The 26,662-nt window shown below is 62.0% G+C and carries 22 protein-coding genes; 11 read left to right on the top strand and 11 right to left on the bottom strand.

Translation table 11 applies throughout. The features are described 5' to 3' along the window. Positions 1–69: 69 nt before the first annotated feature. Both RH950_RS05940 and RH950_RS05935 read left to right on the top strand, forming a co-directional pair. Positions 70–1,248 carry an efflux RND transporter periplasmic adaptor subunit gene (locus RH950_RS05940; protein ID WP_350054680.1) on the top strand — a complete coding sequence of 393 codons (1,179 nt, stop codon included), beginning with the start codon at positions 70–72 and terminating at the stop codon, positions 1,246–1,248. A 12-nt stretch (positions 1,249–1,260) separates the two neighbouring features. Continuing rightward, positions 1,261–4,386 carry a multidrug efflux RND transporter permease subunit gene (locus RH950_RS05935; protein ID WP_350054678.1) on the top strand — a complete coding sequence of 1,042 codons (3,126 nt, stop codon included), beginning with the start codon at positions 1,261–1,263 and terminating at the stop codon, positions 4,384–4,386. Between the two features lie 42 nt (positions 4,387–4,428). Here RH950_RS05935 and RH950_RS05930 read toward each other — a convergent pair whose 3' ends face one another. Then, positions 4,429–7,173, bottom strand: a complete 2,745-nt coding sequence (locus RH950_RS05930) for a DUF7948 domain-containing protein (protein WP_350054676.1) — start codon at positions 7,171–7,173, stop codon at positions 4,429–4,431. A 457-nt stretch (positions 7,174–7,630) separates the two neighbouring features. Between RH950_RS05930 and RH950_RS05925 the strand changes: the two genes are divergently transcribed. Further along, a complete protein-coding gene (locus RH950_RS05925) occupies positions 7,631–7,780 on the top strand; it encodes a hypothetical protein (protein ID WP_350054674.1) in 150 nt (49 codons plus the stop codon). A 30-nt stretch (positions 7,781–7,810) separates the two neighbouring features. On the opposite strand, the gene RH950_RS05920 is transcribed toward RH950_RS05925, so the two are convergent. Next, on the bottom strand, positions 7,811–8,212 hold the full coding sequence (locus RH950_RS05920) for a GFA family protein (RefSeq protein ID WP_350054672.1): 402 nt from the start codon (positions 8,210–8,212) through the stop codon (positions 7,811–7,813). A gap of 117 nt (positions 8,213–8,329) precedes the next feature. Between RH950_RS05920 and RH950_RS05915 the strand changes: the two genes are divergently transcribed. From RH950_RS05915 to RH950_RS05900, 4 genes are all read left to right on the top strand, one after another. After that, complete coding sequence (locus tag RH950_RS05915; protein ID WP_350054670.1) at positions 8,330–9,403, top strand: DUF2817 domain-containing protein; 1,074 nt, start codon at positions 8,330–8,332, stop codon at positions 9,401–9,403. 32 nt (positions 9,404–9,435) lie between these two features. After that, positions 9,436–10,086, top strand: coding sequence for a polysaccharide deacetylase family protein (locus RH950_RS05910; RefSeq protein ID WP_350054668.1), 651 nt, complete (start codon positions 9,436–9,438; stop codon positions 10,084–10,086). A 305-nt stretch (positions 10,087–10,391) separates the two neighbouring features. Then, entirely contained in the window at positions 10,392–12,059 is a 1,668-nt protein-coding gene (locus RH950_RS05905; RefSeq protein WP_502889722.1) for a formate--tetrahydrofolate ligase, read from the top strand. Positions 12,060–12,145: 86 nt separating this feature from the next. Continuing rightward, complete coding sequence (locus RH950_RS05900; RefSeq protein WP_350054664.1) at positions 12,146–13,063, top strand: methionyl-tRNA formyltransferase; 918 nt, start codon at positions 12,146–12,148, stop codon at positions 13,061–13,063. A 107-nt stretch (positions 13,064–13,170) separates the two neighbouring features. Here RH950_RS05900 and ggt read toward each other — a convergent pair whose 3' ends face one another. Next, positions 13,171–14,865: a gamma-glutamyltransferase gene (ggt, locus tag RH950_RS05895; protein ID WP_350054662.1), complete on the bottom strand. Its 1,695-nt coding sequence runs from the start codon at positions 14,863–14,865 to the stop codon at positions 13,171–13,173. 222 nt (positions 14,866–15,087) lie between these two features. Here ggt and pncA point away from each other — a divergent pair, with 222 nt between their 5' ends. From pncA to RH950_RS05880, 3 genes are all read left to right on the top strand, one after another. Continuing rightward, complete coding sequence (gene pncA / locus RH950_RS05890; RefSeq protein ID WP_350054660.1) at positions 15,088–15,711, top strand: bifunctional nicotinamidase/pyrazinamidase; 624 nt, start codon at positions 15,088–15,090, stop codon at positions 15,709–15,711. Beyond that, positions 15,701–16,444 carry a type 1 glutamine amidotransferase gene (locus RH950_RS05885; protein WP_350054658.1) on the top strand — a complete coding sequence of 248 codons (744 nt, stop codon included), beginning with the start codon at positions 15,701–15,703 and terminating at the stop codon, positions 16,442–16,444. The genes pncA and RH950_RS05885 overlap by 11 nt, the downstream gene beginning before the upstream one ends. 62 nt (positions 16,445–16,506) lie before the next feature. Beyond that, positions 16,507–17,247, top strand: a complete 741-nt coding sequence (locus tag RH950_RS05880) for an SDR family oxidoreductase (protein ID WP_350054656.1) — start codon at positions 16,507–16,509, stop codon at positions 17,245–17,247. A gap of 54 nt (positions 17,248–17,301) precedes the next feature. Here RH950_RS05880 and RH950_RS05875 read toward each other — a convergent pair whose 3' ends face one another. Beyond that, positions 17,302–18,918 carry a BCCT family transporter gene (locus RH950_RS05875; RefSeq protein ID WP_350054654.1) on the bottom strand — a complete coding sequence of 539 codons (1,617 nt, stop codon included), beginning with the start codon at positions 18,916–18,918 and terminating at the stop codon, positions 17,302–17,304. A gap of 232 nt (positions 18,919–19,150) precedes the next feature. Continuing rightward, on the bottom strand, positions 19,151–20,092 hold the full coding sequence (gene gcvA, locus RH950_RS05870) for a transcriptional regulator GcvA (protein ID WP_350054652.1): 942 nt from the start codon (positions 20,090–20,092) through the stop codon (positions 19,151–19,153). 120 nt (positions 20,093–20,212) lie between these two features. Between gcvA and RH950_RS05865 the strand changes: the two genes are divergently transcribed. Continuing rightward, positions 20,213–20,488: a hypothetical protein gene (locus tag RH950_RS05865; RefSeq protein WP_350054650.1), complete on the top strand. Its 276-nt coding sequence runs from the start codon at positions 20,213–20,215 to the stop codon at positions 20,486–20,488. A gap of 69 nt (positions 20,489–20,557) precedes the next feature. Here the strand turns inward: RH950_RS05865 and RH950_RS05860 are convergent, their stop codons facing one another. The 6 genes from RH950_RS05860 to RH950_RS05835 form a co-directional block, all read right to left on the bottom strand. Then, positions 20,558–21,496 carry a DUF2806 domain-containing protein gene (locus RH950_RS05860; protein ID WP_350054648.1) on the bottom strand — a complete coding sequence of 313 codons (939 nt, stop codon included), beginning with the start codon at positions 21,494–21,496 and terminating at the stop codon, positions 20,558–20,560. Between the two features lie 33 nt (positions 21,497–21,529). Further along, positions 21,530–22,267 carry a TlyA family RNA methyltransferase gene (locus RH950_RS05855; RefSeq protein WP_350054646.1) on the bottom strand — a complete coding sequence of 246 codons (738 nt, stop codon included), beginning with the start codon at positions 22,265–22,267 and terminating at the stop codon, positions 21,530–21,532. A gap of 8 nt (positions 22,268–22,275) precedes the next feature. Then, positions 22,276–24,195 carry a 1-deoxy-D-xylulose-5-phosphate synthase gene (gene dxs, locus RH950_RS05850; protein WP_350054644.1) on the bottom strand — a complete coding sequence of 640 codons (1,920 nt, stop codon included), beginning with the start codon at positions 24,193–24,195 and terminating at the stop codon, positions 22,276–22,278. 33 nt (positions 24,196–24,228) lie between these two features. Then, complete coding sequence (locus RH950_RS05845) at positions 24,229–25,116, bottom strand: polyprenyl synthetase family protein (RefSeq protein WP_350054642.1); 888 nt, start codon at positions 25,114–25,116, stop codon at positions 24,229–24,231. Between the two features lie 41 nt (positions 25,117–25,157). Then, positions 25,158–25,406, bottom strand: coding sequence for an exodeoxyribonuclease VII small subunit (locus tag RH950_RS05840; protein WP_350054640.1), 249 nt, complete (start codon positions 25,404–25,406; stop codon positions 25,158–25,160). A 108-nt stretch (positions 25,407–25,514) separates the two neighbouring features. Then, complete coding sequence (locus RH950_RS05835) at positions 25,515–26,447, bottom strand: histone deacetylase family protein (RefSeq protein WP_350054638.1); 933 nt, start codon at positions 26,445–26,447, stop codon at positions 25,515–25,517. Positions 26,448–26,662 lie beyond the last annotated feature (215 nt).

The raw sequence follows: 26,662 nt of genomic DNA, 5'->3' as shown, positions 1-26,662 counted from the left end.
CCCATCGCCCACACTGATCCGCAGCACATTCCCCTGGATAGACGCCGGATCGCCCCATTGGAGTTCGTCATGCCTCTCACCAAGACTTTCCGGGCTCTGGTCTTGACCCTTGCGATCCTGCCGGCCCTGGCTGCCTGCGATATTGACCTGACAGAGGACAAACCGGCAGCCGCCGCTCCGGCACGGCCGCCTGTCGCCGTCAGCATCATTACCGCCGCCGCCGAAGACATTCCGGTTGTAAACGAACTCCCGGGACGTATCGCGCCGACAAATATCGCCGAAGTGAGGCCGCGGGTCTCCGGAATTGTCGTTGAGCGGGTCTTCACCCAGGGCGGTTTGGTTCAGCAAGGCGACGTTCTGTACAAGATCGATCCGGCGCCGTTTCAGATCCAGGTGCAGAGCGTCCGGGCAACCCTGACCCGCGCCCTAGCGTCTCAGGAACAGGCCAAACGGACGGCCGACCGGCAGCAGGAACTGCAGTCACGCAAGGTGGCCAGCGCCCAGACCCGCGATGATGCGGTCGCCGCCCTTGCCCAGGCCGATGCCGATGTCGCGCTCGCCCGGGCCGGGCTCGCCGCAGCGGAGCTCGACCTGCAATACACAAAGGTCAAGGCACCGATCTCCGGGCGCATTGGCCGCGCCCTGATCACTGAAGGTGCTCTCGTCGCAAGCACCGGTGTCGAGAATCTTGCCGTTATCCAGCAGCTGGACCCGGTCTATGCCGATTTCACCCAGTCGGCCTCGGAACTCCGTGAGCTCCGCAGGGCCATAAAGGGCGGCGAAGTCTCGGTCTCGGCCGATGGCGCGGCAACCGTTCACCTGATTTACGATGACGGCGCCGTCTACCCGGAAACCGGAAAGCTGCTGCTTCAGGAAAGCACTGTCGACTCGAACACAGGCCAGATCACCCTGCGCGGGGAAATCCCGAACCCGGATTCCGCTCTCCTGCCCGGCATGTATGTGCGGGTGCGCATCGAGCAAGGCATCCGGCACAACGCAATCGCCGTGCCTCAGCAGGCGGTCCAGCGCGATACCGCCGGGAAAGCCCGGCTCTATATTGTGCAGCCTGACGGCACCCTGGAGCTTCGGTATGTCACTCTTGGCGAGACATCGGGCAATCGCTGGGTTGTGCAAAGCGGACTTGCCGTCGGTGAACAGATTGTCGTTGAAGGCTTCCAGAAGATCCGACCTGGCGCGAAGGTGACGCCCCAGCCGTGGCAGCAAGCCGCCAATTCAAACGCCCAGTAAGGCAGAGCAGACATGGCAAGCTTCTTTATTGACCGGCCGATCTTTGCATGGGTCGTCGCCATCTTCATCATGCTGGCTGGCGCCCTCGCCATCCCGTTCCTGCCCGTATCACAATATCCGAACGTCGCACCGCCACAGATCACCGTCAGCACCAGTTATCCGGGCGCGACCCCGGAGGACATGTACGAGAGCGTTACCCGCCCGATCGAGAATGAGCTGAACGGCATACCGGGACTGCTGTATTTTGAATCGACATCCGATGCATCCGGACAGATCAGCATCACCGTCACCTTCGAGCCCGGCACCGATGTCGCCGACGCGCAGGTCGAGGTGCAGAACCGGATCAGCCGTGTCGAAGCGCGCCTGCCGGAAACCGTGTCCCGACAGGGCATGCGGATAGAGCGGGCCGGAACCGGCTTTCTGCTCGTTGTCACCCTCACCTCGACCGATGGCACGATGGACGCGATCGGGCTCGGCGACTATCTCAGCCGGAATGTCGACGGCGAAATCCGACGGATTGCAGGGGTCGGCAACACACGCCTGTTCTCCACCGAACAGTCCATGCGCATCTGGCTGGATCCGGACAAGATGCTTGGCCTGAATCTCACCAGCGATGACGTTGTCGGCGCGATCCAGGCCCAGAATGCCCAGGTCGCTGCCGGCCGTATCGGTGCGAAGCCGGTCGCAGAGGATCAACAGATCGCGGCCAGCGTTCTGGTGAAAGGACAGCTGAAGACCCCCGAAGAATTCGGTGCCATCGTGCTCCGTGCACAGCCTGACGGATCAACTGTCCGGTTGCGTGACGTCGCCCGCATCGAGATCGGCGGTGAATCCTATACCTCGGCGGCGCGTCTGAACGGACAGCCGACAGCGGCCCTTGGTGTCCAGCTATCTCCCACGGGCAACGCACTGGACACGGCAAACGCGATCGAAGCCAAAATGGAGGAACTCGCGCGTTTCTTCCCGGACGGCGTTGAATACAAGATCCCTTACAACACCGCGCCCTTTGTCGAGATTTCAATCGAGAAAGTGCTTTATACGCTGATAGAGGCGGTGGGGCTGGTTTTCGTGGTGATGTTTATTTTCCTCCAGAGCTTCCGCTACACCCTCATCCCGACACTGGTTGTTCCCGTCGCCTTGCTCGGCACCTGCGCGGTCATGATGGCCACCGGGTTCTCGATCAACGTGCTGACCATGTTTGCCATGGTGCTGGCAATCGGCATCCTGGTCGACGACGCCATCGTCGTGGTCGAGAATGTCGAACGCATCATGAGCGAGGAAGGTCTTTCGCCGCGTGAAGCGACGCGCAAGGCGATGAAACAGATCACCGGGGCCATTATCGGCATCACTCTGGTGCTGTCGGCAGTGTTTATCCCGATGGCCTTCTTCCCGGGCGCGGTCGGCGTGATCTATCAGCAGTTCAGCCTGACCATGGTTGTCTCCATCCTGTTCTCCGGATTCCTTGCCCTGTCTCTCACGCCGGCTCTGTGCGCCAGCTTCCTGAAGCCGGTCGAGGCCGGCCATTCCATGGAAAAACGCGGCGTCTTCGGCTGGTTCAACCGCAGTTTCGACAAAACCACACGCGGCTACAGCAGCTTTGTCGGCCGCCTGACCCGCCGGGCCGGGCGGTACATGATCATCTATCTCGCCCTGCTTGCCGGGCTTGGCTATCTGTGGGCACAGCTTCCCACCGCGTTCATCCCGAATGAAGACCAGGGCTATCTTCTGGTCGACATGCAGGCCCCCGCGGAAGCCAGCGCCAACCGGACCCTGGAGGTGATCAAGCAGGTCGAAGCGGCCTTCCAGGACGAAGAGGGCATGGCCCAGATCGTGACAGTGGCCGGCTTCAGCTTCTCCGGAACCGGGGACAATGCCGCGATCGCCTTCGTGCCGCTGAAGGACTGGAGCGAGCGCGGACCGGAAAATTCGGCCACGGCAATTGCCGGACGGGCGAACGGCAAGCTGTTCCGGATCAAGGATGGCAGGACCTTCGCCCTGTCGCCGCCGCCGATCCGGGGGCTGGGCAATTCCAGCGGGTTCGATTTCCGGCTGCAGGACCGTGGCGGTCTGGGTCACGAGGCACTCGTTGCGGGAACCAGCCAACTGTTGTCCCAGGGCGGTCAGAGCCCGGTTTTGCAGGGTTTGCGTATTTCGGGTCTGCCGGACGCCGTGCAGGTCAATCTCGTTGTCGACCGCGAGAAAGCAAACACCTTCGGCGTGACCTTCGCGGACATAAACGACACGATCTCGACCCAGCTCGGATCCACCTATGTGAACGACTTCCCGAACGCGGGCCGCATGCAACGTGTCACCGTGCAGGCGGATCAGGACAAGCGGATGTCGACCGAAGACATTCTCAAGATGACGGTCCGGAACACCCACGGCGGCATGGTGCCCCTGTCGAATTTCGTCACCGTGGAGTGGGTCAGCGGCGCCGCCCAGGTGGTCGGCTACAACGGGTATCCGACGATCCGAATCAGCGGACAGGCGGCGCCCGGCTATTCCTCGGGCGATGCCATCGCGGAGATCGAACGGATCGCCGACGATCTCGGCCCAGGCTTCGGGTATGAATGGACCGGCCAGTCCCTCCAGGAAATCCAGTCCGGCGCCCAGGCGCCGCTGCTGATCGCCCTCAGTATCGTCTTCGTATTCCTGCTGCTGGCGGCGCTGTACGAGAGCTGGTCCATTCCACTCTCGGTCATGCTCGTCGTGCCGCTGGGCGCGATCGGCTCCGTCCTCGCCGTCATGGCGCGGGATATGCCGAACGACGTGTATTTCCTGGTCGGTCTGATTGCCATCATCGGGCTGTCGGCGAAGAACGCGATCCTGATCGTGGAGTTCGCCAAGGACCTGCGTGCCGAGGGGCAGTCCCTGCTCGACGCCACGGTCGAGGCCGCCCGGCTGCGCTTCCGGCCGATCCTGATGACCTCGTTCGCCTTCTCCTTCGGCGTGCTTCCGCTCGCCATCGCGACGGGCGCGAGCGCGGCCAGCCAGAATGCCATCGGCACGGGCGTGCTCGGCGGCATGATCTCGGCAACAGTGCTCGCGGTCTTTTTCGTACCGGTGTTCTTCGTCTTCGTGATGCGGTTGTTCGGACGAAAGAGTAAGGTTGAAGAGGCGCCGGAAGCGGCTGACTGAACCGGGTTCGGCGGGCGGCCCACAGCAGCGGGGCCGCCTGCCCTATTCCGGCCTGCAAGTCTTCGGCCCGATCAGGTGATAGATGATCTTGTTCCGCCGGAAGACCGGAATCCAATCCCCTTTGCAGATCATTCCGTCCGGGCAATCCGCAGAGCTTCTACAGGGGCAGTCTTGCTGATCCGTACAGGGGGGCACGCCGCAATCTGTATAGGGCATGTCGAAGCTTGCGGTCCGCTCGTACGACCCGGGCCCGGATAATTTCGCCGTGTTTGTGCGGAAGGTCAGCTCGCCGGGAATCTCGCAGAACATCATGTTGGTGAAATGCACGACGACAATTTCGCCGCCGCTCGGAATACCGGCAAAGTCGCAGATCACGGCCTGTCCGCTCATGTAACAATCCGTATGGCTGACACCGGTCAGGTCGAACGGTAACGGCAGGGTGTCCCGCAATTGGAACGGTCCGGATTTGAAATAGGACGCATTTTCCACAATCAGGCGCAGCGTTCCCGAATCCCCCGGCCCGACCAGCCCGGTCATCTGCTTCACCAGGTTCAACCCCTCGAAGGGTTCGGCCTCGCATTGCTGCAGCAGGAGAATGTCCGAGGATCCGGCGCGCGCATTCTGCGGCGCCCCCGGCAGAGGCAGGTCGATCACGTCGGACCAGGTCTCGAGCCCGATCACCGTACATCCGTCATGGTCGCGGACCAGCGCATAGGCGCGGTCGATCCCCTCACCGCCGAGGAAGGTGCGGTAATCCACCGTGCCGGAAGGGTTATGGATCGCATAGAAGCCGTCCTCTCCGCCGTTATAGTCCGGATCGACCGCGTCCCCGACGGCCATGTTCCAGACTTCCGTGGCCCCGGCGACGTGGCTCACGCCGGAGGTATCGAGGGCGACATCGAAGCCCCATGAAGAATAGCCGGGAGAGCGCTCGTTGAAGGCAAAGGCATTGCCGTTTGGCCGGACCTTCGCCAGATAGGCCTGACGGATCGACCCACCGCTCCAACGAGTCCCGGACACATAGGCAAATCCGTTATCGTCAACGGCAATGCCGTGTCCGAAATCACCCCAGTCATCGCCGAAAAGAGTCAGGTAATCGAAAGCCGTGCCGTCCGCATTCAGACGCAACACGAAAGTTTCCAGACATTCCGCCGTGTGGATCAGATCGTCACAGACCTCGGCTTGCTCCGGCGTCAGCGTCGGGCCGGAGATGGTGTCCGGCGTCATGGGAGTTTCGGGCGCCTCCATCAGTCCGGTGGCAAAGAGGACACCGTCAACGACATCCACACCCAGCCCCTTGTCGGAATAGCGACCGCCCAGAAGGGTGAAATAGTCCAGCTCCGCCAGATCGTCTGTAAATTTCGCCAGGATGATGTCGGTATGTCCGCGATAGCGGATTTGCGGCGCACCGGGAAACACCAGACGCGGATCCAGGTCCGTCTGTTCACCGGGCAGCGTGTAGCCGGTCAGATAGACCCCGGGAACAGGCGGACTGCCGGGAAACCCACCGCCCGCCGCGCCCGTGTTCTCATATTTGCAGGCCGTGATATCCGTGACATATCCGGCCTTCAGAAAGGTGCTGCGTCCGAGCACACCGTCGGGCTCAAGCTGGGCTATGAATCCGGCAGCGCCAGTCACCGGAGCCACCCGGTCAAAGGTTTGGCCGATCTGGGGAAATTGCGCGCTCGTCGTCCGTCCGCAGACAAAGGCCGAACTGCGTGGTCCGGCCGCAATAGCAAGCGCCCGGTCGTCCCCCGTATCGCCAAGATAGGTCAGATATTCGTAGGTCGGCGTACCGGACGCATCAATATCCACGCGCAGGGCGAATGCCAGACTGGTTCCGTCGACCGAATGGGTGGATCCGGCAACGAGGATATCGCCGTCATCGGCAACCGCCAGATCCAGCCCCGGAATCGGCAACAACGCCGAACCGACACCGCCCGCCTCATAATGGGAGCCGCCGAAATAGGTGCCGAAATTGATCACCGGATCGATCGTCAGGCGGGTTCCCTTGCGCCGGTCGCGCACCCTGAAGGAGACCGTGTCGCTGCCGTCGATCCTGAAGGATGCCGGCAGCGGTCGCGCACCGGAGGGGCCATGCTCGACGGCCAGCGGCGCCCGATGCCGCAGCACCCGCCCGTTGCGCGCCTCAACAAGGAGATCCCCCTCCTTGCTCAGGGACAGCCGCCTCGCGCCGGCAAAGCGCAGCCGGATCGCCTCGGCCTTTCCCTGCGGACCGATGGCGAAGGCATATTCCAGCTGACCGTTTTCGGTGCGTAGAGAGAGATCCGTATCCGGATACAGATCGCGCATCCGTAGAGATTCGTAGGCAGGAAGATTCCGCTCCCATTCGTCCGGCCGGCTGCCGGAATACCTGTTCACCAGCACCGCCGGCTCTCCAACGGACTCCGGGCGGACGGATTGCCGGGCACCGTCGAACAGCATCTCCAATCGATTCGGCTCGGAGCCCGGAACAATTTGTCCCAGACCTTTGGCCGCTGGTGCGAGATAAATGGCAATACCGGTCGGGGAAACCGTCAGTGCCTGGCCCGGGCGCCGCAATACAAAGTGGTCCTTGCCATCCAGCCCGACTGGCGCAGGCTCAAACAGGAATGGCAATGCGATCCGCCCGTTTCGGATCCGGGACTCTGTATCCGCGGCATTCCCGCGCATATCGAGCACCATATCCGGTGCGACATCCCTTGCTTCCGGGCCAGCCATGGCGCAGCCAGGAAGGATCGACACAACCGCGAAAAAGCCCAACAGCCTGATGAAGACGGAACGCATATCGATGGCTCCTCTACGTCACAGCAGAAATCATTTCTACCATTGCGGGATCATCGAATTAAATCACTTTATTCTTATTGGTTTATACCTAGCCCGTTATCTTTGCCGAGGCAGGGCAAACAGGTTCCCAAGTACCGGAACCTGTTATCCAATCTCTTGCTTTGTCCGATGGTTCAGGCTGCGATGTCAGCCATGAAAATGAGCAACCATGAGCGTGCGCAATAATCGGCGCTTTCAGGTACTGGCTCGGCGCAAGACATGCCCGGACCAATGATGCGGACAAGCAGGCTGCCTTTGTACGCATCGCCCGGCCGATCCGCGTCTGGCAGTCCTTGCCGGGGCCGAAAAAGGCGCCGATCTCGGTCCTCTTTAGATCGGCGCGGGCCTCCTGCCACATCTGTGCCTCGGGCCTTTTGTCGGCAACGGGACCGACCTGCACTACGATCTGATCGGCGCCATGTTGCCGCTCGACCTCGGACCGAACAGGAACTGCGCTGAAGGATCTGCTGCTCGCCGTCTGCCGGCCGGAGCGAAGGACGTGATCACCTGGGACAGCTCGACCGACCTGACAGGCGAGCTCATGCAGTTCTCCGGTCTGCAAATCTGACGCCGTCGCTGCAGGAGCCTCGTCCGACCTCTAGTGATCCGATGCCGGGAACTGGGGCAGGTTGTCGCCGATTTCGTAATAATCGCCCTTGTCGGCAACATAGATATGCCCCCGGATAGTCAAGTCGGTGGGGGCATCAAGCGCGCCAAGAGAAACCGAGATGCGCGGGCTGTCGATCTCGACAAAGAACAGCGCGGAGCCGCATTCCGTACAGAAGCCGCGGCGTGCCGAGTCGCTGGAGCGGTACCATTTCAGGCCGCGGTCTTCCGATATCCTGAGGTCTTCCTTGTTCAGGGTCGAAGAAACCCAAGCCTGACTGGCCTGTTTCCGGCACATGGCGCAATGACACGCGACGGGTTGCTTCATCTGCCCGGAAATCTCGAAACGCACGGCGCCGCACAGGCACCCACCTTCCCGGCTCTTTGTTTCCATTGCCTTGCTTCCCTCTCGCAATCATGCTTTCGACGCGGGAATGTTCCTTTTTTGTTCCGTCATGTCAATAACCACCAGCACAGGATGCTCATTGGACAGAATGAACCGCAGCGCCTAATGATCGGCACAGTCTCCACTCTCGCGGCCGCCCTCATGCACCCGTCCCTTCGCCTCTTTTCCGACAGCTACTTCACCGCCCGCCACCGTTTTCTGCAAGCGGCAAAGGCCAGGGGATATGCGGTGGAAACAGCCCTCCATCCCCTGAGCGATCAGTTTCCGGCCGTTGTTGCAACAGACATTGTGCGGGTCGGCCCCGATACCGCACGCCGCGTGTTTTTCATCAGCTCCGGCCTGCACGGCACGGAACTGACGACCGGGTCCGGTATCCAGCTTGGCCTGCTGGAGGATGAGAATATCGAGGCCTGGCTGCCTCAGGACACGGCGGCGGTCTTCATCCATGCGGTCAATCCCTTCGGCTCCGCCGCCATGACCCGGACGGACGAAAACAATATCGATCCGAACCGCAACAACCGCCTGTCCTTCGATCCGCTTCCGCAGAACCCGGATTACGACGCCCTGCATGACGCGCTTTGCCCGGCCAGCTGGTCCGGTCCCGAGCGCGATGCGGCAGAAGCACGGATCGCCGCCTATATCGCGGAGAACGGTTTCGAGAACTACAGCCGCAATGTCCTTTCCGGCCAGTATGGCCACGCGAACGGGCTGTTCTACGGCGGTACCGCACGAAGCTGGACCGTCGCCAACCTGTCAGACACCGTTGCCCGGCATGGCGCCGGAGCGGAAAGACTGGCGATCGCAGATCTGCATACGGGGCTTGGCGGCTATGGCGCGCTGGAAGTGATCCGCAAGGAGGTACCGCAAGGAGATACCGGCGGCAGCCCGGCCCGTCATTTCGCCTGCGACGTGCTCGACGATGTCGCCTGCCCCGAATCCCCCATCAAGGTCATCCTGGAATTCGGTACCTATCCGGTTGCCCACATTGTCGACGCGCACCGGGCCGACACCTGGCTGAAATTCCACGGCGACGCGCAGACGCCGCTGGGCCGGCAGATCAAGGCACATCTGCGGGATTCGCTGTTCTGCGATGACCCGGCCTGGCTTGAGGCCGTCTATACACAGGGCATTTCCGGCTGCCGTGCTGTTCTTGAGGAACTGACGGCGAGCCCGCGTTGACAGGCGGCGGCGCCGGTGCCGGAATGCAGTCCATGCAGAAAGTCACGCTCACATTCGACAATGGACCGGAGCCGGAGGTAACGCCCCGGGTTCTCGATATTCTTGCCAGGCGCGGACTCCTTACGACTTTCTTTGTCATCGGCCAAAAGCTGCTCGACCCGGAGCGGATGGACTTGGCCAAGCGCGCCCGCAAGGAAGGTCACAGGATCGGCAATCACACCTTCACCCACAGCACACCGCTCGGACAGATGGACGATACCGCCGCTGCCGTTTCCGAACTGGAGAAAACCGACGCGCTGGTGGCCAAGACGGGCGAGACGGAAAAGCTGTTCCGCCCGTTCGGCGGCGGCGGAAAGCTCGGCCCGCACCTCCTGAACCCGCAGGTCGTCGCGTTTCTCAAGAGAAATGCCTATAGCTGCGTCCTCTGGAATGCGATTCCCAGAGACTGGGCCGATCCGGATGGCTGGGTCGACCGCGCCCTGGAACAGATCGCGTCCCGGAACCACACATTGATGGTGCTGCATGATCTGCCGACAGGTGCGATGGAGCATCTGGAAGATTTTCTCGACCGGGCCGAATCCGCCGGCGTCGAGTTTCACAACGACTTTCCCCTGGACTGCGTCCCCATGGTCGGCGGCAAAGACATGGTGCCGCTTGCCCCATACATCTCGGCGACGGCATAGCCGCGCGGATTCCCGGGTAACCACATTCATTTCCAGTCTGTCAGCATACCGTCGGCAACCGCCGCAATCCGCTCTCTTATCTGCCCCGGTGACAATCATGGTCCAGAACAGGTCGGAAATTTTATAGCCTTAGAAAAGCTGGCACGACCAAATGCTATCGCATCAATTGCAACGCGTTTCCGGGGACCGAAAACTTTCATTTACGCGCTCAGGTACTTGGTATACCAATATACCAAGAACAAGAGCGATGGGACCGGGGGTCTCGGATGCCGCATCACGCCAGGGGAGGTCAAAAGACCATGGTCATGTCCGATATTGAAATTGCCCGCGAAGCAAAAATGAAGCCGATCATGGAGATCGGCGACAAACTGGGAATCCCGGCCGAATCCCTTCAGCCTTTCGGCCACACCAAGGCCAAGATCGACCTCGATTACATCAAGTCCCTCAAGAGCCGCCCCGACGGCAAGCTGGTGCTCGTCACGGGCATCAACCCGACCGCGGCCGGCGAAGGCAAGACCACGACCTCGGTCGGCCTTGGCGACGCGCTGAACCGGATCGGCAAGAAAGCCATCATCTGCCTGCGCGAGCCGAGCCTCGGCCCGTGCTTCGGCATGAAGGGCGGCGCCGCCGGTGGCGGATACGCCCAGGTCGTGCCGATGGAAGACATCAACCTGCATTTCACCGGTGACTTCCACGCCATTGCCGCTGCGAACAACCTGCTCGCCGCGATGATCGACAATCACATCTACTGGGGCAACAAGCTCCAGATCGACCAGCGCCGGGTGACCTGGAAGCGCTGCATGGACATGAACGACCGGGCGCTTCGGCAGATCACCAACTCCCTCGGTGGTGTGGCCAACGGCTTCCCGCGCGAGGACGGCTTCGACATCGTCGTCGCCTCCGAAGTGATGGCGATTTTCTGCCTGTCGACCGATCTCGAGGACATGAAGCGCCGTCTCGGCAACATCATCGTCGCCTATACCCGTGACCGGAAGCCGGTCTTCGCCCGTGAGGTCGATGCCAACGGCGCCATGACCGTGCTGCTGCGCGACGCTCTGGCCCCGAACCTGGTGCAGACGCTGGAAAACAACCCGGCCTTCATCCATGGCGGTCCGTTCGCCAACATCGCGCATGGCTGCAACTCGGTCATGGCCACGCAGACCGCCCTCAAGCTTGGCGACTATGTGGTCACCGAAGCCGGATTCGGCGCCGATCTCGGCGCCGAGAAGTTCTTCGACATCAAATGCCGCAAAGCCGGCCTGAAGCCGTCCGCTGCGGTTGTTGTCGGCACGGTCCGGGCGCTGAAGATGCATGGCGGGGTCTCCAAGGAAGATCTCGGCACGGAGAATATCGACGCCGTGGTCAAGGGCACCTCGAACATCAAGCGCCATGTGGTGAACACCAAGAAGTTCGGTGTGCCGGTCGTGGTCGCGCTGAACCGTTTCATCACCGACACAGACGCGGAAATCAACGCTGTCCGTGACGAGCTGGCTTCTGTCGGCGTCGACGCCGTCATCTGCACCCACTGGTCCGACGGCAGCGCCGGCACCGAGGATCTGGCCAAGAAAGTCGTGGAACTGGTCGAAGGCGGCACCGCCAACTTCAAGCCGCTCTATGATGAAAATCTCGGCCTGCTTCAGAAAATCGAAGCCATCGCCAAGAACATCTACGATGCCGCCGAGGTGGTCGCGGACCAGAAGGTCCTGAACCAGATCAAGGATTTCGAAGCGCTCGGCGCCGACAAGTTCCCGGTCTGCATTGCCAAGACGCAGTACAGTTTCTCGATCGACCCGAATGCGAAGGGCGCGCCAAGCGGACATACACTTCCGATCCGTGAAGTGCGTTTGTCGAACGGAGCGGAGTTCATTGTTGCGGTCTGCGGCGATATCATGACCATGCCGGGCTTGCCGCGCGTCCCGGCCGCCGAGAAGATCACGCTGAACGATCAGGACCAGATCGAAGGCCTGTTCTAATCCGATACGGCGCGGGGACATTCCGTCCCCGCACCTTTAAATAGCATGTCCGCCCGGCGCGCCCCGGGCGGTGGGGAGGGAGCACAATGCGCATTATCCTGAACGGACAGCAGGCCTTCGGTAAGGCCGCGCTGGAAGCCATTCTGGAAAAGGGCGAGGACGAGATCGTTGCCGTCTACACGGCGCCTGACAAGGAAGGCCGCCCGGTCGACCCGGTTAAGGAAGCCGCGCTGGAGCATGGCCTGACCGTGTGCCAGCCCGCCGATTATTCCCTGCCCGAAGTGATCGAGGAACTGAAGAGCTGGAACGCCGATCTGATGATGATGGCCTATGTCATCATCTTCATACCGGAAGAGGCCCGGAACGTGCCGAAGCATGGCTCGCTCTGCTTCCACCCGTCCCTGCTGCCGCTGCATCGCGGCCCGTCCTCCATCAACTGGCCGATCATCTGGGGCGCGGACAAGACCGGCCTCACCATCTTTTATCCGGATGACGGCCTCGATGAAGGCGATATCTGCGTGCAGAAGGAAGTCGAGATTAGCCCGGACGACACGCTCGGCTCTGTGTATTTCGACAAGGTCTTCCCGCTCGGTATCGAAGCGGTGCTCGAGTCCATCGACCTGATCCGCGCCGGCAACCCGCCGCATACGCCGCAGGACGAGTCCAAAGCCACCTATGAAGGCTGGTGCCGCAAGGCGGATGGCGAGATCAACTGGAACCGCAGCCAGACTGAAGTCTACAACCAGATTCGCGGCTGCAACCCGCAGCCCGGTGCCTGGACGACGCTGAACGGCAAGGAGCTGCAGATCTTCGACAGCCAGAAGGCCGACGGCTCCGGACGGACCGGCCGGATCTGCGCCATCACCGACGACGGCTTCGTCATCAATGCGGGACGCGGCGGCATCCTTGTCCAGCGCGTGCGCTATGACGGCGGCAAGAAAATCTCTGCAAAGGATTTCATCGCCGAACACGGCCTTGAGGTCGGCGCCCGCTTCGGCACCTGAATGAACTGCCTCGCTGTTCCGGTTGCCAGCCTGCCGGACAGTTCACTTGGCCCCGCCTTTGGCGGGGCCTTCTTCTTACAGACGTCCGTCTCGTCCACCTGATCGGCTCAGAGCACCAGCGCCAGCCCGTCACGGCGCGGATCGGATGCGGCGAGATAGCTGCCGAATGCGCTCACCTGAATGGCCCCCGCGCTCGCCCCGCCGGCCCAGGCTCCCACCTTCTTCAACGGGTGACCGCGTCCGGTCAGATCCTCGAACACCGTGTCGCCGAGGCGGGATTCTCCGATCATGCCGTCCACGCTCCTGTGCGGATATTGCGAGGTCATCCCGGTCTGGATATGCGTCCATCGCGGCGCGTGGATCGCCTCCGCCACGGTGAGGCCGTGATCGTAGATCGCCGCGATGAGCTGCATGTTCACCTGAACCTGCACATCCGCACCCGGCGTGCCGCAGCAAAGGTTGAGCGCGCCTCCCGCCCCGACCGCGCCGTCGAAGACCATGACCGGGTTCATCGTGTGGCGGACCCGCTTGCCGGGCTGCAGCCGGTTCGCATGCCCTTCATCCAGATGCCAGTAATTCATCCGGTTGTTCAGCAACATACCGGTGGACGGACAGACGACCTGGGAGCCGAAATGCCCGGACAGGCTCTGCAGCCCGTCCACCGCGTTGCCCCAACGGTCGATCACGCAGTAATGCGTGGTATCCGAGTGCGTCTCCCGGAGTCCAGCTCCCGGACGGGCGCCTTCCGGACCACCCGCCTGATACTTCCATGGGTCGCCCTGCATCACTTTTTCGGCGGCGCGCTGGATATCGATCAGCCGGACGCGGTCGGCCGCGTAGTCCTTGGAAAGCAGGCCCTCGATGGGGACATTGACGAAATCCGGATCCCCCAGAAACGCCTCGCGGTCCGCGAATGCCAGTTTCTTCGCCTCCACCATCACATGAATTGCATCGGCGGAATTGAGACCGAGCCCGGCCATGTCGAAATGCTCGATCAGGTTCAGTTCCTGCAGCAGCACATGGCCGGAGGAATTTGGCGGCGCCTCGTAAACGCTGCGGCCCCGGTAGGTCGTCGAAATCGGCTCCTGCCATTCCATCCGGTAATTGGCGAAATCCTCTTTCGTCAGGATGCCGCCTGCCTGCTCGGAAAAGGCCACGATGGCGTCGGCGAGAGGTCCCTTGTAGAACGCGTCCCGCCCATGCTCGGCGATCAGCTTGTAGGTTTTGGCGAGGTCCGGGTTGCGCCGGATCTGTCCCGGCTGCAGCGGCACGCCGTCCGGTGCGAAAATCGCCGCCGATGCGGGAAAGCTGTGCAGAAGGTTCTGGCTCTCCGCCAGACCGCACTGGAAATGGGTCTGTGGAACGCCTTCCAGGCAAAGCTCGATTGCCGGCTGAATGCAGTCCGCCAGCGGCAAAAGCCCATGACGTGCATGCGCGGCAAGGAGAGCATCGCAGATACCAGGCACCGAGACGGAGAGAATACCGCTGTTCTCGATGCCGCTCGCGAATCGTTCCGGCGTCGCGGCCATCGGCGCCGTGCCGGTGCCGTTCGCGATGGAGAGGGATTTTCCTTCCTTCATGTGGATCATCATGAAGCCGTCGGCCGCGATGCCGGAGCCCTGCGGCTCGGCAACGCCCAGCGCAAAGCCGATGGCGACCGCCGCATCAACCGCGTTGCCTCCACTTGCCAGAATGCGCATGCCCGCCATCGAGGACAGGGGATGGTTTGTCACCACGGCTCCCTGCGCGCCCATCCGTACAGGCGCCCAGGCAGCGCCTTTGATCCCTGCCGGTGTTTCCATGACGATATTCCCCATATGCGAACGACTTCCCGCCTCTTCTATAGCCCTGAAAACACAGCGTTCATCGAGCGGAATGCGCAAGAATGCCTGCCCTGTTTCAGCCCGATCGGCGCAAACACCGTCACGACGGTGCAACAGCAGGTTTCCTCCGGCGCAAGGAAGCCCCATAAATATGTTGCTGAATTCTCGTCCGATCTCGAATTTCAATAACGGAGAAGTGCAATGAAGACCGGTCCGGATGTCGCGCTGATCGTGATCGATGTGCAGAACGATTTCTGCCCCGGCGGCGCGCTTGCCGTTACCGGGGGTGATGCTGTGGTTCCCGTCGCGAACCGGCTGATGCAGCGTTTCGATCACGTGGTCCTGACCCAGGACTGGCACCCGGCCGATCACAGCTCCTTCGCCGCCAACAATCCGGGCCACGATCCCTTCAGCCTGATCGACATGCCATACGGCCCGCAAGTGCTCTGGCCGGTGCATTGCGTCCAGGGAACCCCGGGTGCCGCCTTTCACAGCGACCTCGAGACAGACCGCGCCAGTCTGATCGTCCGCAAGGGTTACCGGAGCGAAATCGATTCCTACTCCGCCTTTTTCGAGAACGACCACACTACGACCACCGGTCTTGCCGGCTACCTGCGGGAACGCGCGGTCGATCATCTGGTCATGGTCGGGCTGGCGACCGATTTCTGTGTCCGATTCTCCGCTGTCGACGCTACCAAGCTTGGCTTCACGGTTACTTTGCTGGAAGACGGCTGCCGGGCCATCGATCTTGACGGATCACTCGCCGCCGCCAGGACGGAGTTGGCGGAACACGGCGTTATCGTGAGGACATCCGATGACCTCTGAAGCGATGCGCATTCTGGTCATCGAAAATTACGGCGGCACCGATATCGGCGAGATGGCAAACACCTTCGCCGACCGCGACGTCGTGCTTGATGTCGTGCAGGCGTTCGACGGGACGCCCCTGCCCGCCGGACCGGACAGGCATGACGGCATGATCGTACTTGGCGGTGAGCAGAACGCACTGGACGATAGCGGCTCTCCCTATTTTCCGGCCTTGCTGGAATTGATGCGCGCCTTCGATACGGCACGCCGTCCAGTGCTCGGCATCTGCCTCGGTGCCCAGCTCCTTGCCCGGGCCCATGGCGGCGGCAATATCGTCGGCCAGGCGCTGGAATTCGGCTATGTCCCGGTCACGCCAACAGCCGCCGGTCTTCAAGACCCGCTGGCCAGCTCTCTCGACCCGGATGTTCCGATTTTCGAATGGCACAGCGATACCTTCACCCTGCCACCCGGGGCAACGCATCTCGCGACCAGCGCTGCTTATGAGAACCAGGCCTATTCGGTCGGGTCCGTGAGCTACGGCACACAGTTCCATTTCGAGGTCGGACGCACTCTGGCGGAACGCTGGAGCACGGCCCATTCCGGCTATCTCGATGCGAAACGCCCAGGATGGCACCAGCAACTTGCAGGAGAGCTGGAACAGCATGAAGCAGGAGCCCGGGCATTCTGCGCCGAATTCACAAGCCGCTGGATCGACCTGGTTGCTGAAGCCAGCACCGTGCGGGATCACGCTTGACCCGTCCAAAACCGGCGGCGAAGGTGAGGCCCCTTGTGCAATAACTGGAATACGGGCGTCCCATGGACAAATTCGAGCTGAGAGACAAGATCGTGCTGGTCGCCGGAGCCAGCTCCGGCATCGGAGCGGCCACGGTAGAGCGCCTGCTGGCCGACGGTGCGCGTGTCATCGCGGCGGCGCGGCGTATGGATCGCCTGCAATCTCTCGCGAAAGACCGGCCGGGGCATTGTCTGCCGCTGCAGCTCGACGTCGCCGACCCGGAGTCCACCGCCTCCATGATCGAACGCATGCCCGAAGGCTGGCGCAATATTCACGGCGCCGTGGTCTGCGCCGGCCACGATGTCGGCGGCCGTGCCCGGTTCGATCAGGCCGATGCCGATGCATGGACCGATATCATCGACACCAATGTGAACGGGACGATCCGGGTTTGCCGGGCCGTCATCGACCAGATGGTGGCACGCGGCACCGGCCATATCGTTACCCTTGGCTCCACAGCCGGGCTTCGGGTCTATCCCGGCGGAAGTATATACAACGCGTCGAAATTTGCCGTCCGGGCCTTCACGGACGGCCTCCGCATGGATTTCGCACAGACTGACATCAGGGTGACCGAAATCCTGCCCGGCCTGACCCGGACCGAGTTCGCGGAAAGCCGCTGGGGCGATGGCGGCAAGGCGCAGAGCTTCTATGACAATGCTCCCGGCACGCTTGCGCCGGAGGACATCGCGGCGGCCATCCTCTATGCGATGACGGCACCGGCCACCGTCAATGTGTCCCAGTTGCTGGTCGAACCGACACGGGCCTGAGACAAAAAAGCCGCCGGTCCAAGGGACCGGCGGCTTGCACTAAGAGTTAAGCAGCTATGAGCTGCGCGGCTCGCTCATAAGTCCCTTCACAAGCGAGACACACCCGAGCAGCAGGACCACCGCGAAGGGTAGACCTGTCGAGACCGAGGCTGCCTGAAGAGCGCCGAGACCACCGCCGAGCAGCAGGGCCACGGCGACCATGCCTTCGAAAGTTGCCCAGAACACCCGCTGCGGGGTCGGCGCATCCACCTTGCCGCCGGCCGTGATCGTGTCGATCACCAGCGAGCCCGAGTCGGACGAGGTGACGAAGAACACGATCACCAGCACGATACCGACGAAGGATGTGATTGTGTGCAACGGCAGTTGCTCAAGCATGGTGAACAGCTTGAGCTCAAGCGCGGCACTCGCAATCTCCTCCTGGCCGGCTTCAAGCAGGGTGAGCGCCGTGCCGCCGAATGCCGTCATCCACAGTATGGAAACGGCGGACGGAATGATCAGCACACAGATCAGGAATTCCCGCACTGTCCGGCCCCGGCTGACCCGGGCAATGAACATGCCGACGAAGGGTGACCAGGAAATCCACCAGGCCCAGTAGAAGGATGTCCAGCCCTGGGAGAAATTCGCATCGGACCGTCCAACCGGATTGGAAAGTGCCGGCAGATACTCGAGATAGGCCAGCAGGTTCGCAAAAAAGCCAGTGGCGATCGCCAGGGTCGGCCCGACAATGATGACAAAGCCGAGCAGCAGAACCGCCAACACCATGTTGATCTCGGAAAGCCGCTTCACGCCGGCATCGAGGCCGGCCACGACAGACACCAGCGCGAGCACGGTGATACCGGAAATCAGCACCACTTTGGACGTGTCGGTCACCGGGATATCGAACAGGAAGTTGAGACCCGCTATCGCCTGCTCCGCCCCGATACCGAGCGACGTCGCCAGCCCGAACAGGGTGGCGAAGACGGCCAGCGTGTCGATGGCATGCCCGGTCCAGCCCCAGACCCGTTCGCCGAAGATCGGATAGAAGATCGAGCGGATGCTGAGGGGCAAGCCCTTGTTGTAGGAGAACAGCGCGAGGGCGAGAGCGACAATGGCGTAGATCGCCCAGGGATGCAGGCCCCAGTGGAAGATCGTCGCGGCCATACCGAGCCGCCGTGCTTCAACAGCGTCACCGGCCGCACCGGCAAGCGGCGCCCAGCTTTCCGGCGAGCCGGCGCCGGCGGCGAAGGACGATGAGAAATGCGAGATCGGCTCGGACACACCATAGAACATCAGGCCAATGCCCATGCCTGCGGCGAACAGCATCGAGAACCAGCCGGTGTAGGAATAGTCCGGTTTCGCCTCTGTTCCACCAAGCCTGATCTTGCCAAGCGGCGAGGCAATCAGCACCAGCGCAAGGATGACGAAGATGTTGCCTGCGGCCAGGAAAAACCAGTCAAAATTGGAGGTCAGGGTTGGCCGCAGCCAGCCGAAAAACGCACCGGCCTGCTCCGGCAAGGCCAGCGCGTAGAAGACCATCAGCATGATACCACCGGCAGAAATGGCGAAGACCGGGTTATGGATATCCATCCCGAACGGGCCAATCTGCGGCTGCACATTGTGCTGGCCGACTTCATAGTCTGTATCGATAACATTCGCTTCCCCATCGGGGACGCGCTCCGTTACATCGCTCATAATGCCTCCCTTGGCACATCCCGCCATTGCGGTTCGCCGGATTCATTGACGTTAAACTCTTGGTCTGGATCGATTTCCGAACCGGCACGCCGCATTGCACGTGCTCTCTTTGCTATCTATTATTGTCTCATGCAGCATGAGTGAGCGCAAATCGACCCGATGTCCGCATTGCGACCCTTACTCGATTTAGGGCGCCTGAAATGCACGCGGATAGGAAATGATATGGATCAGATCAAGGCCCCAAGGCCTTGTCGGAATAACGCGCAGCCCCGCCTGACTGGGCGAGTTCGGCGATGACCCAGGCCGCAAACGACCGGACCAGGGGGTCTGATGCCTTGGCGTGCGGATAGACCAGATAATATCCGGCATCTTCCTCTATCTTGACACCCGACAATGCGACCAGCATTCCACTGCTGAGCTCCGACTCGGCCAGCGCCGGCCGCGCGAGAACCACCCCCTGCCCGGCAACGGCAACATTCAGGATCGACGCGGCATCGTGGAACACCGCGCCACGCCGGAAGCGGAGACCGGGCGCACCCGCTTTCTCGAACCAGATGCGCCAGAACTCCGTCGAATCCTCGTGATGCAGCGGCAGGGTCGCGATCTGTTCCGGCGTCAGCGGCAGATCGGCGCGCGTGAAACCGGCACCCTGCAGCAGCATCGGGCTGGCGAAAGGTTGCGCAAAGCCGTCCATGATCCGCTTTGACACGGTCCCGGGCCAGTCCCCTCTGCCGAACCGCACTGCCACATCGACACCGTCGGAGACAAAATTGGCCAGCGCCACGGAATGATGCAGGTGCACTTCAACATCCGGCTCAGTCGCCGCGAAGGAGCCGAGGCGGGGAACCAGCAGCTTATAGGCAACGGAAGGCGCCGCGGACACTGTCAGGACCTTTTGACCGGCATCTTCGCAAACCAGTTTCACCGCATTCGCGATACCGTCGAACGCCGCCGAGATCGGCGAAAGCAGTCTGGCTCCCGTCTCTGTCAATCTGATCTGCCGGCCGGTTCGGTCGAAGAGCGACAGTCCGAACCATTCCTCAAGCGCGCGGATCTGATGGCTGATCGCCGCATGGGTAACGTGAAGCTCATCCGCCGCTTTCGAAACCCCACCCAGACGGGCGGCGGCCTCGAAGGCCCGGAGGGCTGTCAGAGGGGGAAGCTGCCTGCTCACAATATGTAAATATAACTAACACAATAGGTGAATATCAATCATTTGTTTTTCAGGCTTCGAAGCAGGATATTCAGAACCAAGAGGTATCTGTGAACAGCAACTGACTAGTGAGGAAAAATTATGGGACACGCTTTATATCTGCTCCTGCACGGTGCCGGCGGACTGACCCACGATGTCGCCATCTGGAAAGACTATGCCCGCTATCAGAGCAGGCCGAAGAGCCGGATCGCGGAGAGCGAGGAAACGGCGGAGAATTATGCAGGGCTGAGCGATGCGGCGGAGCTGCTCCGGCGTCTGTCGCGCCGGGCCAAGCTCGGCGCGCAGGAAGCAAAACTGCTCTGCACGGCATTGACGATCGTCGAACAGGAGGCCGATACCCGCAGCCAGGCCGCGTAGCGCCTCTCGCGTCCGGCTGCATGAGCGGGCGGCACGACAGTGCCGTCCGTTTTTTTGTCTGTTGCCGAATTATCTCTTCAGGGTGCGCAGCTCGCAGAACGGCGAATGCTTGGCAACGACGGTTTCCGACGTGCGCGCCAGGATGTCCGCCTGCGCCACCGTGTACCCCTGGGATTCGACCAGCTTGACGATTTCCAGCAGGTACTCGAGATCCGCCTCCACCCGGGAGAGCCGCCCGGCAGCGCGGACCAGCGCCGTTCCCGCATCGCTCAGCCGGTAGCACGGCAATGTCAGATCGGCTCCCGGATCGTCGTGGCTGACCCGGACAACCTTGTCGGCATAGAGCAGATTGGTCGAGAAACTGTCGGCTTTCTGGGACGAGAAGACCTTGCTCAGATCGCGGTTTGTCCGGAGCAGGCCATATTCCTCAAGCAGCAGAATGCAGTCGCCGGTCAGCTCCCGAGCCCCGAAAAACTCGTCCGAGAGCCGCACCAGGAAATTGTTGATACGGAACTTTGCCAGAATTGCGATCCAGCGGATCATGCTGCGGTTGAGCGTCCCCATGACACGGAAGGTAACCTGCGGCACCGTTCCGCATTCCTCGGCTTCCAGCGCGAGCAGTGCCGCCCACATCTCCTGGCCGGCCCTGTCGCCGCAATCCGCCGCTGCTTCGATAAACCGGACGCACCAGTCCGGATCCACATGCCCCTCAGCTGAGGTGTCGATCTCAAGCATCGTCATGGCAAGGGAGAATATGGCCTCAATATTGCGCTGCCGGCGGATATCGCGTTCTTCCACCCGGATCAGTGCCCGGGCAGCAAGTCCGGTGTCGTCGCGGTCATCGCCTGCGCGCACCGCGTCCAGCCAGGCCCTGCCGCTGGAACCCAATCCATGTGCCAGCATTTCGCTGAACCGCAGGCAGGCCGGATCGTATGCCTGCGCGTCCACTTTCCTGGCGCGGCGCGGCTTTGGATCTGTCCCGGAACTCTCGCGGTCTGCTTCTGTCATGGACACCGCCTTTTATTCAATCCATGAAGCGTATCATGGTTTTTCGGCGGCAATTAAATATTCCTGATTCCCGTCACTTCCGGAAATCGGCGAGTCCGCGTTCCCGCGAAGGGTCCATCCCGCGTCATTTTCGAGCCAATCAAGGACCGACCGGAGCGCCTCGCCTCGCGCCGCATCGTCCCGGACGATACCACCCTTGCCGATACGGGACGCGCCAACCTCAAATTGCGGTTTCACCAGCGCTACCAGCCGAGCGCCAGACGACGCGCAGGACAGCGCCGCCGGTAGTGCCAGCCTGAGAGAGATGAAACTGACATCCGATACGACCAGTCCTACCGGCTCCCCGATCGTCTCTGGCTGGAGGTACCGGGCGTTAAGACGTTCATAGACCCTGACCCGCTCATCCCCCGCAAGGCGCGGAATAAGCTGGCCGTGCCCGACATCGACGGCATGCACGCGGAGCGCGCCCCGGTCCAGCAGGACATCGGTAAAGCCGCCGGTCGAGGCCCCAATATCGAGGCATACCTGCCCGGCAGGATCGATATCGAAGATCTCAAGAGCATGCTCAAGTTTCAGCCCGGCACGGGAGGCCCATCTGAGCGCTCCATCATCGAGCGTAACGACCATTGTTTCAGTGACTTTCGCTGCAGGCTTGGTCGCCGTGGCGCCGTCGACCTTCACCTGACCGGCCTCGATCAGGTGACGCGCCCGGCTCCGGCTGTCGGCAAGGCCGCGCTCCACCAGGACCAGGTCAAGCCGCCCCGCTGCCATTCAGCGAATCAGGCGCGGACCGGCGCCGAGGCCTGGTCGACGCCGAGAGCGCCGAGAACGGTCGCAACGATGGCTGCGGCATCAAGCCCGGCCTCATGATACTGGCGCTCGGGAGAATCGTGCTCGAGGAACCGGTCCGGCAGGACCATCGGCCTTACCTTCAGCCCGGAATCGAGCAGACCCTCTTCCGCCAGCGCATGCAGCACTTGGCTGGCAAATCCGCCGATACTGCCTTCCTCGATGCAGATCAGAACCTCGTGCTCACGCGCGAGCCGGCGCAGCAGATCGCGATCGATCGGTTTGGCGAACCGGGCATCGGCGACCGTCGCCGACAGGCCGCGCGCGGCCAGATCGTCGGCCGCCGTAAGACACTCCTGAAGCCTGCATCCAAGGGACAGCAGCGCAACATTCGAGCCTTCGCGGACAACCCGGCCCTTGCCAATTTCAAGCGCATCCCCGCGCGCCGGCAACTCCACCCCGACACCCTCGCCGCGCGGAAAGCGGAAAGCGCTCGGCCGGTCGTCGATCGCCGCGGCGGTCGCCACCATGTGCTTCAGTTCGGCCTCGTCCGACGGTGCCATCAACACGAAATCCGGCAGGCATCCGAGATAGGCCAGATCGAAGGCCCCGGCATGGGTCGCCCCGTCGGCACCGACCAGTCCCGCCCGGTCAATGGCAAATCGCACCGGCAGCTTCTGGATTGCCACATCATGGACAACCTGATCGTAACCGCGTTGCAGGAAAGTGGAGTAAATCGCCACGAAGGGCTTCATGCCTTCACAGGCCATTCCCGCCGCGAAAGTCACCGCATGCTGTTCGGCAATACCGACATCGAAGCTGCGCGCCGGGAAAGTCTTGGCGAACTTGTCGAGACCGGTGCCGGACGGCATGGCGGCGGTTACCGCCACGATCCGGTCGTCTTCCTCGGCCTCCTTGATCAGCGAGTCCGCGAAAACCGCCGTGTAGCTCGGCGCGTTCGAGACCGGCTTCTTGACCTCGCCCGTCACCACATCGAATTTCGGCACGGCGTGGTACTTGTCGGCCGCCTGCACGCCGAACGGATGGCCGCGGCCCTTCTCCGTCACCACATGCAACAGCACCGGACGATCCCGCTTCATGTCGCGGATATTGCGCAGCACTGGCAACAGGTGGTCGAGATTGTGCCCGTCCACCGGGCCGACATAGTAGAAGCCGAGTTCCTCGAACAGCGTGCCGCCAGTGACCATGCCACGGGCGAACTCCTCTGCCCGGCGCGCCGTCTCTTCCATCGGTTTCGGCAGATGCTGGGCGATCTGTTTCGCCAGTTCCCGGAGGCTGCGGTATGGCTTCGAGGAAATCAGCTGCGACAGATGGGCACTGAGAGCGCCGACCGGTGGCGCGATCGACATGTCATTGTCGTTCAGCACCACGATCATCCGGTTCTTCAGGGAACCGGCATTGTTCATCGCCTCATAGGCCATACCGGCACTCATCGCGCCGTCACCGATCACCGCGACGACATTGAAGTCGTCATCCTTCAGATCCCGGGCCACGGCCATGCCGAGTCCGGCAGAGATCGAAGTCGAGCTGTGCGCGGCGCCGAACGGGTCGTATTCACTTTCCGAACGCCTGGTGAAGCCGGAGAGACCGCCACCCTGACGCAAGGTGCGAATACGGTCGCGGCGGCCGGTCAGGATCTTGTGCGGATAGGCCTGGTGGCCGACATCCCAGATCACCTTGTCGCGCGGCGTGTCGAAAACATTGTGAATGGCGACCGTCAGCTCGACCACACCGAGCCCGGCGCCGAGGTGACCGCCGGTGACCGAGACGGCATCAATGGTCTCGCGGCGCAGGTCGTCGGCAAGATGCTTCAGCTGCGCATCGCTCAGCGAACGGGAGTCAGCCGGGGTGGCGACTCTGTCCAGCATCGGGGTTCTGCGTTCGGTCATGAATCCAATTCAGCCCTGGTTCAGCCCTGGGGCTCAGTGCGTTCGGTCAACCACATATGCGGCCACCTGCTTCAGAAGGTCTGCCCGCTCACCGAATAAATCAAGGGCGCGTGCCGCCTGGTCTGCCAGCAGCCTGGCCTGCGAGCGCGCCCGCTCGATGCCGAGAACGGAGACAAAGGTCGCCTTGCCGGCCGCACCGTCCTGTCCGACCGGTTTGCCGGTGGTATTGGAATCGCCCTCTGCATCCAGCAGATCGTCGGCGATCTGGAATGCCAGCCCCAATTCCTGCGCGAAGGAATGCAGGGCGTGGATGTGACGGTCCGACGCATGCCCCATGATCGCGCCCGAGGTTGCGGCGAACGCGAAGATTTCACCGGTCTTCATCCGCTGCATGCGGGTGATGGCACCGATATCAAGCTCATTCTCCTCGGCCAGCAGGTCGATCATCTGACCACCGACCATGCCTTCCCCACCTGCCGCCTTGGCAAGATTTGAGACCAGCTTGGCACGCACGAAAGCATCGGAACTGGTCTCTTCCGCCGCCAGCACCTCGAACGCCAACGCCTGCAGGCCATCACCGGCGAGAATGGCCGTCGCCTCGTCGAATTTGCTGTGACAGCTCGGTCGGCCGCGGCGCAGGTCGCTGTCGTCCATGGCGGGCAGATCGTCGTGGATCAGCGAATAACAGTGCAGAAACTCAACGGCAGCCCCGACCCGCAAGGCGCAGCGTTCATCGACAGCGAACATCTTGGCCGATTGGGCGACGATGAACGGCCGCAGACGCTTACCGCCACCGAGGCAGGAATAGCGCATGGCCTGGAACACCCGCGCTTCGGCATCACTCGCCTTCGGCAGCAGGAATTCCATTACGCGCTCAACTTCACGCGCGGTCGTCGCGATCGCGTCTTCAAGCTGGGTCATGGGCGGCGGCGGTCCTGGACAGTGTCGGGATAAATGGCAGATCAGGCTTCGAACGGTTCAGTCGACACGGCACCGTCTGCATCGGATTTCCGGATCTTTTCGACTTTCATGCGCGCCTCGTCCAGCTTCTTTTGGCAGTGTGCCTTCAGTTCGGCACCGCGCGCATAGGCGTTGATGGCGTCATCAAGAGTTCCGCTGCCGGATTCTAGCTTGCCGACAATCTCTTCAAGTTGCGTCAGCGCCTCTTCGAAACTGAGGCTCTTGATTGCGGTGGGTATCGTCTCACTCACGTCGGTCTCCTTCGGGCCAGTGCCCGACAATAGGCGCCGCCAGCCGCCGATACAAGGGCACCGCGCCCGCATTCAGGCGGCCCGAGGCCGGCATCCAATTCCACAAGATTATCCGGCGGCGGTCATCAATGTCCGGACATGGGCCGCAGTCGAAACCGCCAGCGCGTCGAGGTCATAGCCACCTTCAAGCGTGGAGACGATTTTCCCGTCGCAGACAAGGTCGGCCAGGCGCATCAGCTCCTCTGTCGCCCAGGTGAAATCCTCTTCCGTCAGACAGAGCGAGGCCAGCGGGTCGTCGATATGGGCATCGAACCCTGCCGAGATCATCAGCAGTTCCGGCTGGAAATCGATCAGGGCCGGCGCAATAATTTCGGTAATAGCCGCCCGGAACTGCTCGCTGCCGGACATCGGAGGCAACGGCACGTTCACGATATTGCCGACACCGCGTTCACTCTGGTGACCGGTGCCCGGAAACAGCGGTGCCTGGTGCGTCGAGGCATAGAAGACCCCGCCATCTGCCTCGAAGATCGCCTGCGTGCCGTTGCCGTGATGCACGTCGAAATCGACGATCGCAACACGCCGGAGCCCATGCGCGGCGCGGGCATGTTCGGCGCCAACGGCGATCTGATTAAAGAAGCAGAAGCCCATCGGCGTACGCGGTTCTGCGTGATGGCCCGGCGGACGCATGGCACAGAAGGCGTTTTCCGCTTCGCCGCCGAGCACCGCATCGACCGCCGCACAGACCGCCCCGGCACATCGCAGGATGGCGTCGCCGGTTCCGGGGGACATGATCGTATCGCCGTCGATCGAGCGCTCGCCCGTTTCCGGAACGGCCTCCAGAATCGCATCCACGTAATCACGGGGATGTGCCTTGGCAATCTGATCGACCGTGGCTTTCGGCGCTTCCCTGCGATCAAGTCCGTTGAACTCGTCGGCAGACAAGGCCGTGAGCACCGCTTTCAGACGCGCCGGATGTTCCGGGTGCATGCGCCCCGGGTCATGTCCAAAACAGTCCGCATGGGTATAAAGAATGGTTCCCATGTCTTGCCTCCCCCAACTTTTTTCCAGGCACCGGCGATCAATCTTGCGGCCCTGCTCGTTCTTACCAAGAAGGCAGGAGTTCCATCCAGCATCAACTTGCCGCGACCGGCAACAGATCCATGTTAGATCCCATTGCGAATACTGAAGAAGCCCGGCAAAATGAAACGCTCTCCGCTATTTCCAGAAGAAACTGACTTCACCTTACCGACGCGGAT

Origin of the sequence: Nisaea sp. (assembly GCF_040217065.1) — a bacterium.
GTDB lineage: Bacteria > Pseudomonadota > Alphaproteobacteria > Thalassobaculales > Thalassobaculaceae > Nisaea.
This window is presented reverse-complemented; position numbering and strand designations above follow the sequence as displayed.

Coding starts and splice junctions, on each gene's coding strand:
- RH950_RS05940 (WP_350054680.1), top strand. CDS start 70: ATGCCTCTCACCAAGACTTTCCGGGCTCTGGTCTTGACCCTTGCGATC.
- RH950_RS05935 (WP_350054678.1), top strand. CDS start 1,261: ATGGCAAGCTTCTTTATTGACCGGCCGATCTTTGCATGGGTCGTCGCC.
- RH950_RS05930 (WP_350054676.1), bottom strand. CDS start 7,173: ATGCGTTCCGTCTTCATCAGGCTGTTGGGCTTTTTCGCGGTTGTGTCG.
- RH950_RS05925 (WP_350054674.1), top strand. CDS start 7,631: ATGTTGCCGCTCGACCTCGGACCGAACAGGAACTGCGCTGAAGGATCT.
- RH950_RS05920 (WP_350054672.1), bottom strand. CDS start 8,212: ATGGAAACAAAGAGCCGGGAAGGTGGGTGCCTGTGCGGCGCCGTGCGT.
- RH950_RS05915 (WP_350054670.1), top strand. CDS start 8,330: ATGATCGGCACAGTCTCCACTCTCGCGGCCGCCCTCATGCACCCGTCC.
- RH950_RS05910 (WP_350054668.1), top strand. CDS start 9,436: ATGCAGAAAGTCACGCTCACATTCGACAATGGACCGGAGCCGGAGGTA.
- RH950_RS05905 (WP_502889722.1), top strand. CDS start 10,392: ATGTCCGATATTGAAATTGCCCGCGAAGCAAAAATGAAGCCGATCATG.
- RH950_RS05900 (WP_350054664.1), top strand. CDS start 12,146: ATGCGCATTATCCTGAACGGACAGCAGGCCTTCGGTAAGGCCGCGCTG.
- ggt (WP_350054662.1), bottom strand. CDS start 14,865: ATGGAAACACCGGCAGGGATCAAAGGCGCTGCCTGGGCGCCTGTACGG.
- pncA (WP_350054660.1), top strand. CDS start 15,088: ATGAAGACCGGTCCGGATGTCGCGCTGATCGTGATCGATGTGCAGAAC.
- RH950_RS05885 (WP_350054658.1), top strand. CDS start 15,701: ATGACCTCTGAAGCGATGCGCATTCTGGTCATCGAAAATTACGGCGGC.
- RH950_RS05880 (WP_350054656.1), top strand. CDS start 16,507: ATGGACAAATTCGAGCTGAGAGACAAGATCGTGCTGGTCGCCGGAGCC.
- RH950_RS05875 (WP_350054654.1), bottom strand. CDS start 18,918: ATGAGCGATGTAACGGAGCGCGTCCCCGATGGGGAAGCGAATGTTATC.
- RH950_RS05865 (WP_350054650.1), top strand. CDS start 20,213: ATGGGACACGCTTTATATCTGCTCCTGCACGGTGCCGGCGGACTGACC.
- RH950_RS05860 (WP_350054648.1), bottom strand. CDS start 21,496: ATGACAGAAGCAGACCGCGAGAGTTCCGGGACAGATCCAAAGCCGCGC.
- RH950_RS05855 (WP_350054646.1), bottom strand. CDS start 22,267: ATGGCAGCGGGGCGGCTTGACCTGGTCCTGGTGGAGCGCGGCCTTGCC.
- dxs (WP_350054644.1), bottom strand. CDS start 24,195: ATGACCGAACGCAGAACCCCGATGCTGGACAGAGTCGCCACCCCGGCT.
- RH950_RS05845 (WP_350054642.1), bottom strand. CDS start 25,116: ATGACCCAGCTTGAAGACGCGATCGCGACGACCGCGCGTGAAGTTGAG.
- RH950_RS05835 (WP_350054638.1), bottom strand. CDS start 26,447: ATGGGAACCATTCTTTATACCCATGCGGACTGTTTTGGACATGACCCG.